General features: G+C 63.4%; 12 protein-coding genes. 6 read left to right on the top strand and 6 right to left on the bottom strand.

The features are described 5' to 3' along the window. The first annotated feature begins 1 nt into the window (after nt 1). Together EJD88_RS20775 and EJD88_RS20770 are read left to right on the top strand one after the other, a co-directional pair. Complete coding sequence (locus EJD88_RS20775; RefSeq protein ID WP_158878904.1) at nt 2-2,464, top strand: FtsX-like permease family protein; 2,463 nt, start codon at nt 2-4, stop codon at nt 2,462-2,464. Next, nucleotides 2,454-3,515, top strand: coding sequence for a lipocalin-like domain-containing protein (locus tag EJD88_RS20770; protein WP_158878903.1), 1,062 nt, complete (start codon nt 2,454-2,456; stop codon nt 3,513-3,515). The genes EJD88_RS20775 and EJD88_RS20770 overlap by 11 nt, the downstream gene beginning before the upstream one ends. Before the next feature lie 62 nt (nt 3,516-3,577). Here EJD88_RS20770 and EJD88_RS20765 read toward each other — a convergent pair whose 3' ends face one another. From EJD88_RS20765 to EJD88_RS20740, 6 genes are all read right to left on the bottom strand, one after another. After that, the gene (locus EJD88_RS20765) at nt 3,578-4,678 is read right to left on the bottom strand and encodes an SMP-30/gluconolactonase/LRE family protein (RefSeq protein ID WP_158878902.1); all 1,101 of its coding nucleotides are present in this window, start codon (nt 4,676-4,678) and stop codon (nt 3,578-3,580) included. 92 nt (nt 4,679-4,770) lie between these two features. Then, the gene (locus tag EJD88_RS20760; protein WP_158878901.1) at nt 4,771-5,634 is read right to left on the bottom strand and encodes a LysR family transcriptional regulator; all 864 of its coding nucleotides are present in this window, start codon (nt 5,632-5,634) and stop codon (nt 4,771-4,773) included. Between the two features lie 80 nt (nt 5,635-5,714). Next, complete coding sequence (locus EJD88_RS20755; RefSeq protein WP_158878900.1) at nt 5,715-6,461, bottom strand: alpha/beta fold hydrolase; 747 nt, start codon at nt 6,459-6,461, stop codon at nt 5,715-5,717. 104 nt (nt 6,462-6,565) lie between these two features. After that, entirely contained in the window at nt 6,566-7,981 is a 1,416-nt protein-coding gene (locus tag EJD88_RS20750) for an efflux transporter outer membrane subunit (RefSeq protein WP_158878899.1), read from the bottom strand. Next, nucleotides 7,974-9,944, bottom strand: coding sequence for a MacB family efflux pump subunit (locus tag EJD88_RS20745; RefSeq protein WP_112196975.1), 1,971 nt, complete (start codon nt 9,942-9,944; stop codon nt 7,974-7,976). The genes EJD88_RS20750 and EJD88_RS20745 overlap by 8 nt, the downstream gene beginning before the upstream one ends. A 1-nt stretch (nt 9,945) precedes the next feature. Beyond that, complete coding sequence (locus EJD88_RS20740; protein ID WP_099586595.1) at nt 9,946-11,115, bottom strand: efflux RND transporter periplasmic adaptor subunit; 1,170 nt, start codon at nt 11,113-11,115, stop codon at nt 9,946-9,948. A 261-nt stretch (nt 11,116-11,376) separates the two neighbouring features. On the opposite strand from EJD88_RS20740, the gene EJD88_RS20735 reads away from it, so the two are divergent. The 4 genes from EJD88_RS20735 (at nt 11,377) to EJD88_RS20720 (ending at nt 15,433) form a co-directional block, all read left to right on the top strand. Further along, complete coding sequence (locus tag EJD88_RS20735; RefSeq protein ID WP_099586596.1) at nt 11,377-11,859, top strand: sigma-70 family RNA polymerase sigma factor; 483 nt, start codon at nt 11,377-11,379, stop codon at nt 11,857-11,859. 119 nt (nt 11,860-11,978) lie between these two features. Further along, complete coding sequence (locus EJD88_RS20730) at nt 11,979-13,316, top strand: lysine N(6)-hydroxylase/L-ornithine N(5)-oxygenase family protein (protein WP_099586597.1); 1,338 nt, start codon at nt 11,979-11,981, stop codon at nt 13,314-13,316. Between the two features lie 66 nt (nt 13,317-13,382). Next, nucleotides 13,383-14,603 carry a putative DNA modification/repair radical SAM protein gene (locus EJD88_RS20725; protein WP_099586598.1) on the top strand — a complete coding sequence of 407 codons (1,221 nt, stop codon included), beginning with the start codon at nt 13,383-13,385 and terminating at the stop codon, nt 14,601-14,603. After that, nucleotides 14,600-15,433, top strand: coding sequence for a TIGR03915 family putative DNA repair protein (locus EJD88_RS20720; protein WP_112196038.1), 834 nt, complete (start codon nt 14,600-14,602; stop codon nt 15,431-15,433). The genes EJD88_RS20725 and EJD88_RS20720 overlap by 4 nt, the downstream gene beginning before the upstream one ends. Nucleotides 15,434-15,452: the final 19 nt, after the last annotated feature.

Here is a 15,452-nt window from a genome sequence, read left to right as displayed (position 1 = left end):
CATGGCGGTGTTTTATTGGACACTGCGCGCGTTGCTCAGCCATTGGCGGCGCCATCCGGTGCAGTTCTTCAGCGTGCTTACCGGCTTGTGGCTGGCCACCGCACTCCTGACCGGCGTGCAGGCCCTCAATACTCAGGCGCGCGACAGTTATGCCCGCGCCAGCCAGTTGATCGGCGGCGAACCCCAGGCCAGCCTCAGTGCGCCGGACGCGGCCAGTTTTCCGCAAGCGCTGTTCGCCCAATTGCGCCGCGCCGGTTGGCCGGTGTCGCCGGTGGTGCAGGGGCGTTTGCAGCTCAAGGGGCATGAGGACGTGCGCCTGCAATTGATGGGCATTGATCCGCTGTCGCTGCCCGGCAGCGGTGCGGTAGCGGGGCAGCGCTTGAGCCAGGCGCAGATGCTTGCCTTCTTTGAACCGCCGGGGCGGACCTGGATCGCGCCGCAAACCTTGCAGGCCCTGGGGCTGCTCGAAGGGCAGCAACCCCTGGCGCAGAACGGGCAACGCCTGCCGCCCTTGCAAGCGCAGCCGGACATGGCGCCCGGCCTGTTACTCACCGATATCGGCTTTGCTCAACCCCTGCTGGAAATGCCTGGGCAACTATCACGCCTGCTGTTGGACAAGGCCTTCGCCGCCGGGCATCCCACACCACCCGCCGGGCTGCAACTCAGGCAGGGCGAGGACAACAACCTGGCGCGCCTTACCGAAAGCTTTCACTTGAACCTGGATGCGCTGGGCTTCCTGTCCTTTGTGGTGGGGCTGTTTATCGTGCACGCGGCCATCGGCCTGGCCCTGGAGCAACGACGCGCACTGTTGCGCACCTTGCGTGCCTGCGGGGTCAGTGCGCGTTTGTTGATCCTCGGGCTTGGGGTGGAGTTGGGCGCGTTGTCGCTGCTGGGCGGTGTGCTGGGCGTTGCCAGCGGCTACCTGCTGGCCAGCCTGTTGCTGCCGGATGTGGCTGTCAGCCTGAGGGGGTTATATGGCGCCGAAGTACCGGGACAGTTAAGCCTGAGCCCGGGGTGGTGGTTGGCGGGGCTCGGCTTGAGCCTGTTGGGCGCCTTGCTTGCCGGCGCCAGCAGCGTGTGGCGGGCGGCGCGCCTGCCGTTGCTGGCGCTGGCCAACGCCCAGGCCTGGCACGAAGCCCATGGCCGTTGGTTACGGCGCCAGGGCTGGGTCGCAGCAACCGCATTGCTGATCGCGCTGTTGGCGCTTTGGCTGGGCGACAGCCTGGCGTCTGGTTTTATATTGATGGCGGCGTTACTGCTCGGCGCTGCCCTGGGCTTGCCGGTGCTGCTCAACGGGCTGCTCAAGGCCGTGCTGGGGCGCAGCCGTTCGGTACTGGGCCAATGGTTTCTCGCCGATTGTCGCCAACAATTGCCGGCCTTGAGCCTGGCGTTGATGGCGTTGCTGCTGGCCCTGGCCGCTAACATCGGCGCGGGCTCCATGACGTCAGGCTTTCGCCACACCTTCAATCATTGGCTGGAGCAACGCCTGACGGCCGAGCTGTACCTCAACCCACAAACCCCGGCCCAGGCGGATCAGCTCAGCACCTGGCTGGCGCACCAATCGCTGGTACAGAGGGTGTTGCCGACCTGGCAGGTCGCGGTGCAAGTGCAGGGTTGGCCGGCGGATGTGTTCGGGGTGGTCGATGATCCGACCTATCGTCAGCATTGGCCGTTGTTGGAGGCTGTCGCTGAGCCCTGGGACCAACTGCTGGGTGACGACACTTTGATGCTCAGCGAGCAGTTGGCGCGCAGGTTGTCAGTCAGGCTCGGGGATTCGCTCAATATCCCCACGCCGCAAGGTGCATGGTCGCCCAGGGTGGTGGGGATCTACGCCGATTACGGTAATCCCAAGGGGCATATCCTGGTCAATTCCGCGCACCTGCTGGCGCACTGGCCGACCCTCTCGCCGGCGCGTTTCAACCTGCGCGTCGCGCCGCCCGATGTGGCGTCACTGGTGCGCGAAGTGCAGCGCGAATTTGCCCTGGACGACAGCCGTATCGTCGATCAACAGCAACTCAAGGGCTGGTCAAGCCAGGTGTTCGAACGCACCTTCGCCGCGACCGCCGCCCTCAACAGCCTGACCCTGGGCGTGGCCGGCGTGGCGCTGTTCATCAGCCTGCTGACCCAGAGCCAGAGCCGCCTCGGCCAACTCGCTCCGCTGTGGGCGCTGGGCGTGACACGGCGACAATTGATGCTGCTGAACCTGGGCCAGACCTGGCTGCTGGCGGTGCTCACCCTGATGCTGGCGTTGCCGCTGGGGGTGCTGCTGGCGTGGTGCCTGGACGCGGTGATCAACGTGCAGGCCTTTGGCTGGCGGCTACCGTTGCAGGTGTTCCCGTGGCAGCTCGCACAATTACTCGGGCTGGCGATGCTGGCCACATTGTTAGCATCGGCCTTGCCGCTGTGGCAGTTGTACCGCAGCCGCCCGGCGGATTTGCTTCGGACCTTTGCCCATGAAGATTAAGGCGTTGATCTGCGCGTTATGGCTGCTGGCGGCCTGTGACAAAGTCCCCGCACCCCAGGAGAGCTTCGCAGGCCTGGGCAGCGATGCAGCGGACTTTGCCCAAGTGGTGCCCGGCAAGGCGTTCAGCTTTCCCGAGGACCACGGCCCCCATGACGGCTTTCGCATCGAGTGGTGGTACGTTACCGCCAACCTCAAGGATGCCGAGGGCAATGTGTTCGGCGTGCAATGGACGCTGTTTCGCAACGCGTTGAAAGCCGGGCCGACCCAGGCCGGCTGGCAGGATTCGACGGTGTGGCTCGGCCATGCCGCCGTCACCTCTGCCAACCGCCATTACGCCGCCGAACGTCTAGCCCGTGGCGGCGTTGGCCAGGCCGGTGCCCAGGCCGCGCCGTTCACTGCGTGGATCGACGATTGGAACTTTGCCAGCCGTCCTGGCGCAGTCGGTGCATTGGCGGATATGCAACTCAAGGCCAGCGATGCGCACTTCGCCTACGACCTGCGCCTCACCGCCAGTCGGCCGCTGGTGTTGCAAGGCGACAACGGCTACAGCCGCAAATCCGACCAGGGCCAGGCGTCGTATTACTACAGTCAGCCGTTCTTCACTGCCGAGGGCAGTGTGCGCATTGACGGCAACACCTATCAAGTCACCGGCCCGGCCTGGCTCGACCGCGAATGGAGCAGCCAACCCCTGAGCGCCAACCAGACCGGTTGGGACTGGTTCTCCCTGCACCTGGATCGGGGCGCGCAACTGATGCTGTTTCGCGTACGCCAGAAGGACGGCGGCGGTTATCTCACCGGCACCTGGATCGACGCCCAGGGACGTACCGAGACGTTGCACAACGCCGATATCCAACTCGCCCCGCTGGAAAGCACGGCCATTGATGGGCGCAACATTCCTACGCGCTGGTCGCTGAAAATTCCTCGCAAACAGCTGGATATCACCACCGAAGCCGTCAACCCGAATGCCTGGATGAACCTGGGGATTCCGTATTGGGAAGGGCCGGTGCGGTTTGAGGGCGGGGTGGGGTATCTGGAGATGACGGGGTATTAAGGCGGATTCGAGGTCCCACATTGGATCTCCATGCTTCAGATAGAGCTCAGGCTGCCCGTCCTTCACTCCGGCGCCAACGCCAGTTGCAACGGCAAGCGCGCCATGCTCGTGCTCTTCAACGAGCCCAGGTACAACCAGTCGCCATACTCCCGCGCGGTGGTAATCGGTGAGTAGTTGCCTGCGCTGCCATCCTGCAAATTGGCGATGACCTTGCCGTTGGTATCCAACCCCAGCACAAAGGCTTTGCGCTCGATGGGCTTGGGCACGACCATCAGTGCACGCACCATCACTTTGCGCAGCAGCGGGTAGCCGGCAAAGCTGTCCAGCAATGGATTGCGCGGTGAATAGAGCGCCACCCAGAAGCGGTCCTGGCCGTTGAAACTCAGGTTGTCCGGCAGGCCTGGCAGGTTGTCGATAAACAGGTCGTGGCTGCCGGCGCGTTCGCCTTTGAGCCAGTAGCGGCTGATGCGATAGGCGCCGGTTTCATTCACCAGTACGTAGCGTTCGTCCGGGCCCAGGGCGACGCCATTGGCAAATTGCAGTTGGTCGAGCAACACCTCGGTGCGGCCATTGCTGAAGTCGTAACGCAGCAGCCGACCATCACCGCCATGCTCGATCACGGCTTCGCCATCCTGGCCATACCCCCAGCGGCTCGATGCGTCGCTGAAATAGGCATAGCGGCCACTGGCGTCCACGATGACGTCATCGGTAAAACCGAAGGGCACGCCATCGGCGCCGGTGCTCAGGGAGGTGAGTTGGCGGTTGGCATCCAGTGCGAGCAGACCTTTCACGCCATCGGCAATGATCAAGCGCCCATCCGGGTGCAACGCCAGGCCCAGCGGGCGTCCGCCCGTATTGGCGAGTACCTCAAGGTTGCGGCTGTCGGGGGAGGTGCGGATGATGCGCCCATCCTGCAGGCCGCTGATGAGAAAACCCTGGGCATCCAACAGCAACGCCTCCGGCCCGGCGATGTCCTGGGCGCCGATTTTCTGCACGCCCTTGAGGCGTTGGTTCTCGGCGAAAGGGCCTTCTTTCATCGATGGCGCTTTGGGCGGCGCCCAGTTCACCGGTTGTACCTTGGTCGGCATCAGCAGCAAAAAGGCGACCACCGCCAGCAGCAACACAAACAGCAGATGGCGCAGTTTTTTTGGACGGGTACTCATGACGATTCCTGATTGTCGTTGGGGCTCATAGCGGTTTTGGGTGGTGACTGAGCTTAGCCCGGCTTCAGGATCGCGCTAGTTCACTGCCCGTTTCACATCAGTGGATCCCAGCGTTGTGACCAGTCACCTTCGGCCTTGACCACATCGCGCAGTAACGCCAATGCCTGCTGCAACACCGCCGAATCCCGCGCCCTTGAATACACCAGGAAGGTCGGGAAGCTGAACTCCGGCGCCTTGGACACACGCTGCATCACACCGCTGTCCAAGTAGCTTTGCACTACCCGCGTGCGGAAATAGCCAGCGCCGCCATTTTCGAGGATGTACTGCAAGGCCAACGGCCCCAGGTTGAAGCTCACCGCAGCCCGGGCCTTGTCGGGCAGGGCGGCGTCGTGTTGCTGGCGAAAGCCCGGCCCCCAGTCGATGTAGACGTACGGCGCCGGCTTGCTGACCAATTGCACCAGGATCAGTTTTTCTTCCAGTACCTGTTCCACCTGCAACCCCGGCCAGTATTGCGGCTGGAACACCAGCGCCGCGTCGAGCACGCCCAGTTCCAGCTGGCGCAACAGGTGGTCGCCTTCACGCACTTCGGTGCGCAGCGCGTGGCCCGGAATGTGTTCGCGCAGCGCCTTGGCCCACCCGAGCATCAACGGGTTGCACAGGCTGACCTCACCGCCGATGTGCAGCACATTGCGATAGCCATCGGGCAACGGCAGGTCACGCCGCGCGGCTTCCCAGGTTTGCAGCAACTGGTTGGCATACACCACGAAGGCCTCGCCGTCGGCGGTCAGGCGTGCGCCGGCGCGGTTGCGGATAAACAGCGTACTGCCCAGTTGGCTTTCCAGGCTTTTGACCCGTGCGGTGATGGCGGTCTGGGTGACGTGAAGTTTCTCAGCGGCCGCCGCCAGGCTGCCGCAACGGGTGATTTCGAGAAAGGTGCGTGCCAGTTCGATGTCCATGAAGACCCCTGGGGATGAATGGGGGCATTGTAGAACTGATCACGCAGAAGCGGGGATTGGCAGGCGACTCCATCGACGCGCTACTCCCAACCGTCTGGGTCAAGACAGCGAGTTGACCGTGGCGGCTGTCTGCCATACGCCAGGAAGTCGCCCACCCAGCGGTTGATGCAGCCGCCGGCGTCCGGTCTTGCGGGATCCTTGAGACGCAGTTGTTCGACCTGGGATGCAGCTGTCGTGCTGTGTTCAGCGTTGAGCAGCACCATGCGTGCGACACGCTCTGGATACAGCGCACCGTAACGGCTGCCCAACCGCGTGCCATCGGCGTTACCCAGATAGAGCAGTTGTGCATCCCCCAGTTGGGCACGTACGAACTCCATGTCCCGTGCGGCGTGTTCTACGCCGTTCTGTTGGCTGAGGTCACGAGGGCTGAGCTCGATGACGTCATAACGGTTGACCAGCTTGCGATACGCTTGTGTGGCATAGGATTCCCAGCGGGTGGCCAGGTGAATCACGAAGGTGCCCTGGTTGTTGGGCGCGGTATCGCCGGCCTGGGTGAACACCACTCCCTCGCGGCTCAACGGCTCGCGGGCGCCGACGCGGGTCAGGTGCAGGCGCAGGGTGCCTTGCCGAGGCGCGGCGTAGTTGCGCGGTACGGTCACGACGCCGCACTGGGTGCGTGACACCACGTTGGGGTCCAGCCGTTCGAGGGCGGGGAGGGGGCAGTCCAGCAGCCAATCGATGGCGGTGGGTTGGATCAGTGATGCGGTATGGCCAATGTTTACCATCAAGCACAGACAGCCACACGCGAGGTGTTTTGCAATCGTCATCAAGAGGTCCTGGGCAGCCGTGTGATAACGGCTTTTTTACCAAGGACCTTGGTTCGAGGAATGTAGGGGAAGAACGTGGGTTGCGTAGGAAACTGGAGTTTTGTTTATCGGATATCGGTTTTCCAACCGCCACCCAGTGCCTTGTACAACGCAATGCTGGCCTGCAGGCGCGCCAGGCGCAGTTGCACGTTCAGGTCCTGGGCAGCGTACAGCGTGCGTTGGGTTTCGAGCACCGTGAGCAAGTCCTCGGCGCCGGCCTGGTAGCGGCTTTCGGCGATTTGGAAGGCAGCCTGGGCCTGCTGCAATTCATCCGTTTGCCAATGACGCTGCTGGTCCAGCCGCGTGATGCTGCTGAGGGTTTTTTCCACATCGGCAAAACCGTTGATGATCGCACCGCGGTAGGCGTACAGCAGCTCATCCTGGCGTGCTCGGGCCTTGTCGCGCTCGGCGCTTAAACGGCCGTTGTTGAAGATCGGCCCCACCAGGCCGGCCGTCAGCGTGTAGTAGGGGCTGCGCAGGATGTCCACGGCCTTGTAGGCGTCGGAGCCCACTGTGGCGCCGAGGGTCAGGGCTGGCAGCATGGCCGCTCGGGCCACGGTGACATTCGCCTGCGCGGCTGCCAGCTCGGCCTCGGCCTTGGCAATATCGGGTCGGCGGCTGAGCAACTGGCTGGGCATGCCGGCGCCGATGGTTGGCCACGTCATGGCCTGGAAGGGCTCTGCACCCAGGTCCAGGTTTTGCACCGGCTGGCCGAGAAGCGCCGCGAGGGTGATCTGCGCGTCTTCGGCCAGTTGCTGAATCAAGGGCAATTGGCGCCGCTGGCTGGCGACCAGGCTTTTCTGTTGGGCCAGTTCCAGCGCCGTGGCGGAGCCGGCGTCATAGCGGGTCTGCACCAGGTCGAGCACGTTGCGGGCATTGGCCAGGTTCAGCTCGGCGATCTGCTGGCGCTGGCGCGCGGCCAGGGTTTGCGCGTAGCGGTCGGCCACGTTGCTGAGCAAGGTCAGTTCCACGGTGGCCTGGTCGAATTCGCTGGCCCGCAGCCCTTGCAGCGCGCTGTCGCGGGCGGCAGCACGTCCACCCCAGAAGTCCACTTCGTAACTGGCCGCCAGGCTGGCGCCGAAATTGTCCACCGCGTCATCGCTCGGCGAAGCGTCCAGGTCCGGCCCGCCCTGGCCGTGCAGCAATTTCTGATGGCTGGTGGTGAGGTCGAACTTCACCTCGGGCAACAGCGGCGCCCCGGCGATCACCGCGCTGGCCTGGGCCTGGCGCACGCGGGCCATGGCGGCGGCCACGTCGACGCTGTCACGCCGGGCCTGCTCGACCAGCCGGTTCAACTGCGGGCTGCCGAATTGCGTCCACCAGCGCTGGTTGGTGGCCTGGGCCGCGTCGCGCTCGGCGAATTGCCAGGCGGCCGGTGGCGCAATGCCGCTGTCCACCGAGGGCGGATCGCCGGCGCAGGCATTGAGCAGCAGGCACAGGCTGAGCAGGGACAGCTGCGAGGGGATGGATCGTTTATTCACTGGTCAATGCCTTAACCGGATCGAGCCGGGCAGCTTTACGGGCCGGCATAAAGCCGAATACGACGCCGGTGACCAGCGCGCAACCAAATGCGCCCAGCACCGCCACCAGGGAAAATTGCACCGCCACCTTGGCCAGCACCAATACGCCGCCCACCAGCAGCGCCAGGGCAATGCCGCACAGGCCGCCGACCACCGAAAGCATCACCGCCTCGGTCAGGAACTGGCGCAGGATGTCGCGTTGGCGTGCACCGGTGGCCATGCGGATGCCGATTTCACGGGTGCGCTCGCGCACGGTCATCAGCATGATGTTCATCACGCCGATGCCGCCCACCAGCAAGGAAATCGCCGCAATCGAGCCAAGCATCAGCGACAGGGTGTTCTGGGTCCGGGCCTCGGCCTGGATCATTGCGGCGTTGTTGGTCAACTCGTAGTCGTGTGTGCCGTTGTGCAGCTTCTGCATCAGTTGGTCGATGGCCACTTCGGCGTCGTGGACCCTGCCCGCGTCGGCGGCGGCGATCACCACGTATTCGGGGTCGTAGCTGCCAAACAAACGCACGCTGGCGGCGGTGTAGGGGATGGCGATGCGGTCGTCACTGTCCTTGTCGCCGGAGGCGGCGCCTTTTTCCGCCAGCACGCCGATCACCTGGAACGGTACGTTCTCGATCAAGATGTATTGCCCGATCGGATTGACCTGGCCCTTGAACAGCTTTTCGCGGATACGGTGGCCGATCACGGCGACCGTGGCCCCGCTGCGCTCGTCGGCGGTGGTGAAGTAACTGCCCTCGACCACCGGCCAGTTGAAAATGTCCGGAAAATTGGTGTCGTTGCCGCCCACATACGCCATGTAATCGACGTTGCCATAGCGCACACCCGCCTTGCTGCCATTGACCGGCATGATGCGCTTGACCTGCGGCAGCGCGGCCAGTGCCTGGACGTCATTGAGGGTGACCACGCCCAGTGGCGCGCGTGGGTTGGGCGACGCGCCGCTCAGATAGAGAATGTTGGAACCGAACGCGCCCATCTGCGCCATGACCTGGCGCTTGCTGCCTTCGCCGACGGCGAGCATCACCACCACGGATGCCACGCCGATGATGATCCCCAGCAAGGTCAGTGCGGTGCGGAAACGGTTTATCCACATCACGCGCCAGGCGGCTTGCACAGCGTCCAGCACTTCGGCTCTCCACGCGCCGTTATGCTCGGCGCCGTCGATCAGGCGTTGACGCAGGTCCACGGCTTGCAGGGCGCCGTTGGCGGCGGGCGGGGCGGTAGCATTGTCGTCGGCCGAGTCGCTGATGATCAGGCCATCCCGGATCTCGATGATGCGGTTGGCCCGTGCTGCGACTTCGCGGTCGTGGGTGATCAGGATCACCACGTGGCCCTGGCTGGCCAGCTCGTCCAGCAGGGTCATTACCTCGGCGCCGCTATGGCTGTCGAGGGCGCCAGTAGGTTCGTCGGCGAGAATGATGTGGCCGCCGTTCATCAGCGCGCGGGCGATGGATACCCGCTGCTGCTGACCGCCGGACAGTTGATGGGGACGGTTGCCGGTACGCTCGGCCAGGCCCAGGCGGGTCAGCAGCGCGTTGGCTCGGGCGTGGCGCTCGGCCGCGCTGATACCGGCGTAGATCGCCGGCATCTCGACGTTCTCCTGGGCCGAACCCGAGGGGATCAAGTGATAGCCCTGAAACACAAAACCAAAGGCTTCGCGGCGCAGCCAGGCCAGTTCGTCACTGTCCAGGTGAGCGACGTTTTCCCCGGCGAACAGGTAGTCCCCCACCGTGGGGCGATCGAGGCAGCCGAGGATGTTCATCAGCGTGGACTTGCCGGAGCCGGAAGCGCCGACGATGGCGACGAATTCCCCGGCATGGATCGACAGGTCGATGCCGCGCAACACGTCCACCTGCGGGCTGTCGCCACCGCCGTAGGACTTGCGGATGTTCTTGAGTTCGATCAGGGGCGTGGTCACCTCAACCCCCACTGCCAGCAGCCGGGCCGATCAACAGGTGGTCGCCTTCGCTCAGGCCGCCGAGCACCTGGACCCGCAGACGATCACTGATGCCCAGTTGCACCTCGCGTTCCTCGATGCGGCCGTTCTCCATCACCACGCGGGCGATCTGCTTATCGGCGTTGCTGGTGCCCAGCAGGGCGGCAACCGGCGCGGTGAGGGCGTCCTTGACCTGTCCTGCGACAAAAAACACCTGGGTGGTCATTTCGGCCATCAATGCGTTGTCGCCGTTGTCCACATCCAGCAGTACGGTGTACAGCACCACGCGGCCGGTGCCGCTTTTGCTGGAGCTGTTGGGACTGCCGCTGCCCTGGGTTTCATTGAGCGGCTTGGGCGGGATCGGCAGGATCTGCCGCACGGTGCTGGCCCAGCGGCGGTTGCCGCCGCTCAGTGTGGTGAAGTAGGCCGTCATGCCGGGTTTGACGTGGCCGATGTCGGCCTCCGAGACTTCGGCCCACACGGTCATCGGCGACAACTTGGCGATGCGCAGGATCAACGGCGTCTGCTGCTGGGCATTGAGGGTCTGGCCGACCCGTGCGTCGACGGCGACCACGGTGCCGGTCATCGGCGCGTAGATGCGTGTATAGCCCAGCTCCGCTTCGTCACTGCGCAGGCTGGCCTGGGCCTGGAGGATCTGCGCCTGGAACATATCGACACGGGCCTGGGTGGCGCTCAGTTCGGCCTTGGCGGTTTGCACATCTTCCTCGCGGGTGGCGTTGCCCGCGACCAGGCGCTGCTGGCGCTGGTACTTCTGGCGCGCCAGTTCGTGCAGGGCCTTCTGTTCCTGCAACTGCGCCTTGAGGTTTTCGATGGCGTAGCGGCTGGCATCGAGCTTGGCTTTTTGCGTCGAGGGATCGATCTCTACCAGCAATTGGCCTTCCTGCACCTGATCGCCGGCTTCAACGTGGATCTTGCGGATTTGCCCGGACGCCTGGGCGCCCACGTCCACGTAACGACGCGGCTGCAAGGTGCCCAGGGCCGTCACGCTGTTTTCGATATTGCCGCGGGTCACGGTGACGGTAGTCAGTGTGTCACGGCCGGGCGGCAGGACCTGCCAGGCGGCGACGGCGATGACGGGAATCAGGCACGCCACAACTAGCAGGGCGCGTCGGGCAGGTCGAGGGCGTTTCATGCTTAGGTTCCAGCCAGGAAAGTTCGGAGCGCAGTTGCGCAGAGCTGACAGTTAAACGAGAGAAACACGTGGGGATTTAGGCTGTTACACACCGTGAAACACGTCTGCCGGGTAAAAAAAACGACCGATGGCGCAAGACTTGTTTAAAAGTAGATGAGAATTACTATAAATTGCACGCACCCAAACTGCCATTACGCAGTGGGTTGTCATTTTTCAGGTACTCAAGGAACGGATATCGCCCTTCTGCGGCGGTCGGGAGTCATGTTGGAAAACTACTATCGCGAGCTGGTGTGTTTCCTCAACGCCAAGCTGGGCAACCGTCAGGTGGCCGAAGATGTGGTGCATGACGCTTACGTTCGGGTACTGGAACGATCTAGCGCCGTCCCCATCGACCAGCCCCGCGCGTTTTTGTACCGCACCGCGCTGAACCTGGTGATCGACGGCCATCGGCGCAATGTGCTGCGCCAGTACGAACCGCTGGAAATACTCGACAGCGAAGAACGCTTTTCCCCCGGTTCCCCCCACGCCAGCCACGACCAGGACCAGCGCCTGGAGCTGCTTGAGCGTGCCCTGGCCGAGTTGCCGAAAGCCTGTCGCGACAGCTTCCTGCTGCGCAAGCTCGACGGCATGACCCACCTGCAGATTGCCGAGCGCCTCGGTATTTCCCGCGCCCTTGTGGAAAAACATATCGTCAACGCCATGAAGCACTGCCGGGTGCGGATGCGCGAGTGGGAAGCACACTGATCGCTGATCAGTTAAATTTTATTTCACTGTCCTCGTTTCCTATCAACACATGACCTGTTGTACAGGTCTTGAAGGTATTCCTGCCCCATCGCCAAGGGGCTTATCCAGAGGACACTGGAATGACACAGGCAATTGCTTCGCCCGCGGTTCACGACCTTATCGGTATCGGTTTTGGCCCATCGAACCTGGCGCTGGCCATCGCCCTGCAGGAACGAGAGAAAACCCAGGGCAAACTGGACGCGCTGTTTCTCGACAAGCAGGCCGATTACCGCTGGCACGGCAATACCCTGGTGACCCAGAGCGAACTGCAGATTTCGTTTCTCAAGGACCTGGTGACCCTGCGCAACCCCACCAGCCCTTACTCCTTCGTCAATTACCTGAAGGCCCACGACCGCCTGGTCGACTTCATCAACCTGGGCACCTTTTACCCGTGCCGCATGGAGTACAACGACTACCTGCGCTGGGTCGCGGCGCAGTTCCAGGGCCAGGGCCGTTATGGCGAGGAAGTGCTCGCGATCGAACCGATCCTGCATCAGCAGCAGGTTGAAGCACTGCGCGTGATTTCCCGCGACGCCCACGGCGAGCAGCATGTGCGCACCACGCGCTCGGTCGTGGTCAGCGCCGGTGGTACGCCACGGGTGCCGGAGGCGTTCAAGGGGCTCAGGGACGACCATCGCGTATTCCATCACTCCCAGTACCTGGCACGCATGGCGCAACAACCCTGTGTGGACAGCAAGGCGATGCGCATCGCGATCATCGGCGGTGGCCAGAGCGCGGCCGAAGCCTTCATCGACCTCAATGACAGCTACCCGTCGGTGCAGGTCGACATGATCCTGCGCGGTTCGGCGCTCAAGCCCGCCGATGACAGCCCGTTCGTCAACGAGGTGTTCTCGCCGGCCTTCACCGACCTGGTGTTCCAACAAGTGGGGGCCGAGCGCGAGCGTCTTGTCGCCGAGTACCAGAACACCAATTACTCGGTGGTGGACCTGGACCTGATCGAGCGTATCTACGGAATTCTCTACCGCCAGAAAGTCTCCGGCATCGCGCGTCACGCCTTCCGCACCATGACCGTGGTGGAAAAAGCGCTGGCCGGTCCGCTGGGTATCGAATTGACCCTGCGCAACTCTGCCACCGGTGACATCACCGTCAATCATTACGACGCCGTGGTGCTGGCCACCGGCTACGAGCGCCAGATGCACCGCGAACTGCTGGCACCTCTGGAAGCGTATATGGGCGATTTCGAAGTGGCCCGCGACTACCGCATCGTCACCGACGAGCGCTGCAAGGCTGGTATCTATATCCAGGGCTTCAGCCAGGCCAGCCATGGTTTGAGCGACACCTTGCTGTCGATTCTGCCGATTCGTGCCGATGAAATTGCCGCATCGTTGTACGAAAACGACCGCAGCCGAGGCAAGGGGCGTTCGGTGAAGGACCTGCTGCTGGCCACTGCCAGCTGACAGGCTGCACTTGTGACCCGGAGGGTCGCCTGATACTGTACAAAAAACCAGTATCGGTAGCCCTCCATGCAGTTGATCGAAAAACTCAGCATCCTCGCCGACGCCGCCAAGTATGACGCTTCGTGCGCCAGCAGTGGCGCGCCCAAGCGCAGTTCGGAGGGCAAGGCGGGGCTGGGCTCCACTGATGGCATGGGCATCTGCCACAGCTATACGCCCGACGGCCGCTGCGTGTCGCTGCTCAAGGTGCTGCTCACCAACTTCTGTCTCTACGACTGCCAATACTGCGTCAATCGCCGCTCCAGCGACGTACCCCGCGCGCGTTTCAGCCCGGAGGAGGTGGTCACCCTGACCCTGGACTTCTACAAGCGCAATTGCGTCAGCGGGCTGTTCCTCAGCTCCGGCATCATCCGTTCGTCCGACTACACCATGGAGCAACTGGTGCGGGTGGCGAAACTGCTGCGTGAAGAGCATGACTTTCGCGGCTATATCCACCTCAAGACCATCCCCGACGCCGACCCGGCGCTTATCGCCGAGGCCGGGCGCTATGCCGACCGGCTGAGCGTGAACATCGAACTGCCCACCGAGGCCAGCCTGAACACCCTGGCGCCGGAAAAACAGATCGTCACGATCAAGCAGGCCATGCAGACCATCTACACCGGCGAGCAGACGGTGCTCAACGAACCCCGCGCCCCGCGTTTCGCCCCGGCCGGGCAGAGCACGCAGATGATCGTCGGCGCCGACGACACCGATGACAGCACCATCCTTCACGGCGCCGAGGCGCTGTATGGCAACTTCAAGCTGCGCCGTGTGTATTACTCGGCGTTCAGCCCCATCCCCAACAGCCCGAAAAGCGTGCCCCTCGCCGCGCCGCCCTTGATGCGCGAGCACCGTTTGTACCAGGCGGATTTCCTGCTGCGCAGCTACGGCTTCAGTGCCAATGAATTATTTGAAGGCCCCGGCCATCTGGCGCTGGATATCGACCCCAAGCTGGCCTGGGCCCTGGAGCATCGGGAGGTGTTTCCCCTCGACCTCAATCGCGCCGAACCGACCCTGATCGCACGCATCCCCGGCATCGGCCTGCGCACCACGCAACGCCTGGTGGACCTGCGCCGTGAACGCAAGATCCGCTTCGAAGACCTGGCGCGCATGCGCTGTGTGCTGGCCAAGGCCAAGCCGTTTTTCATCACCAGCGACTACCACCCGCAGCAAGCCGACAGCACCAGCGTGCTGCTGCGCGAACAACTGCGTGACCGCCCGCAACCGCAACAGATGGGGTTGTGGGGATGATCAGCCTGGAATGCGACAACCTGTTCAGCACCTGGCGCGAGCAAGCCCGCTGGCTGCTCAGCCATCAGGTCGACCCCAGCCAGGTGAGCTGGGGCGAGGCCGAAGTGGCGGACCTGTTCGCCACTGACGAAGCGATCCCTGAAGGTCTCGGCCCTTACCAGGCGCGCATTCCCAAGGCGCTGATCGAGCTGCTGGAGTCGGCGGCCTGCTATCACGGAGACCAGCGCTGGAGCCTGCTGTATGAAGTGCTATGGCGCGTCAGCCATGGCGACCGCACGGCGATGCTGGCGGGGGACAAGCTGGGCAGCGAATTGCAGCGGCGTATCAAGCAGGTCAGCCGTGAAGCCCACCACCTGCATGCGTTTGTGCGGTTCATTGCGTTGCCTGCAGAGGCGGGCCCTGAGTTGCCGGAATATGTGGCCTGGCATGAGCCGGCCCACGACATTTTGAAATCGGCCAGCCAGCACTTTGTCGGGCGTATGGGGCGACATCGGTGGATGATCGCCACCCCGCTGGATGGGGTGTATTACGACGGTGAACAGCTGATTCATCAGCGCGAGTGCCCCGAGGCATGGCAGCAGTTGGCGCAGAATGTCGAAGACCCGCACAGCGCTATGTGGTTGACCTACTACAGCCACATTTTCAATCCGGCGCGGTTGAACCCCAAGGTGATGGAAGGGCACTTGCCGAGTCGGTTCTGGAAGAACTTGCCCGAGGGCAAGTTGATACCGGGGTTGATCAGCGAGGCGCGTACGGGCAAACAGAAGGATGGGCAGGCGAAGTTGGTTGGCACTAAGCCGGGAAAACGGATTTCGAGCAGGCACGGTTGAAAGTGGGGAATGGGTATCT

This window comes from Pseudomonas sp. PB105 (assembly GCF_009764655.1).
In the GTDB taxonomy this organism is placed as follows: domain Bacteria; phylum Pseudomonadota; class Gammaproteobacteria; order Pseudomonadales; family Pseudomonadaceae; genus Aquipseudomonas; species Aquipseudomonas cyclaminis.
This window is presented reverse-complemented; position numbering and strand designations above follow the sequence as displayed.

Coding starts and splice junctions, on each gene's coding strand:
- EJD88_RS20775 (WP_158878904.1), top strand. CDS start 2: ATGGCGGTGTTTTATTGGACACTGCGCGCGTTGCTCAGCCATTGGCGG.
- EJD88_RS20740 (WP_099586595.1), bottom strand. CDS start 11,115: ATGAAACGCCCTCGACCTGCCCGACGCGCCCTGCTAGTTGTGGCGTGC.
- EJD88_RS20730 (WP_099586597.1), top strand. CDS start 11,979: ATGACACAGGCAATTGCTTCGCCCGCGGTTCACGACCTTATCGGTATC.
- EJD88_RS20755 (WP_158878900.1), bottom strand. CDS start 6,461: ATGACGATTGCAAAACACCTCGCGTGTGGCTGTCTGTGCTTGATGGTA.
- EJD88_RS20725 (WP_099586598.1), top strand. CDS start 13,383: ATGCAGTTGATCGAAAAACTCAGCATCCTCGCCGACGCCGCCAAGTAT.
- EJD88_RS20765 (WP_158878902.1), bottom strand. CDS start 4,678: ATGAGTACCCGTCCAAAAAAACTGCGCCATCTGCTGTTTGTGTTGCTG.
- EJD88_RS20720 (WP_112196038.1), top strand. CDS start 14,600: ATGATCAGCCTGGAATGCGACAACCTGTTCAGCACCTGGCGCGAGCAA.
- EJD88_RS20735 (WP_099586596.1), top strand. CDS start 11,377: ATGTTGGAAAACTACTATCGCGAGCTGGTGTGTTTCCTCAACGCCAAG.
- EJD88_RS20770 (WP_158878903.1), top strand. CDS start 2,454: ATGAAGATTAAGGCGTTGATCTGCGCGTTATGGCTGCTGGCGGCCTGT.
- EJD88_RS20760 (WP_158878901.1), bottom strand. CDS start 5,634: ATGGACATCGAACTGGCACGCACCTTTCTCGAAATCACCCGTTGCGGC.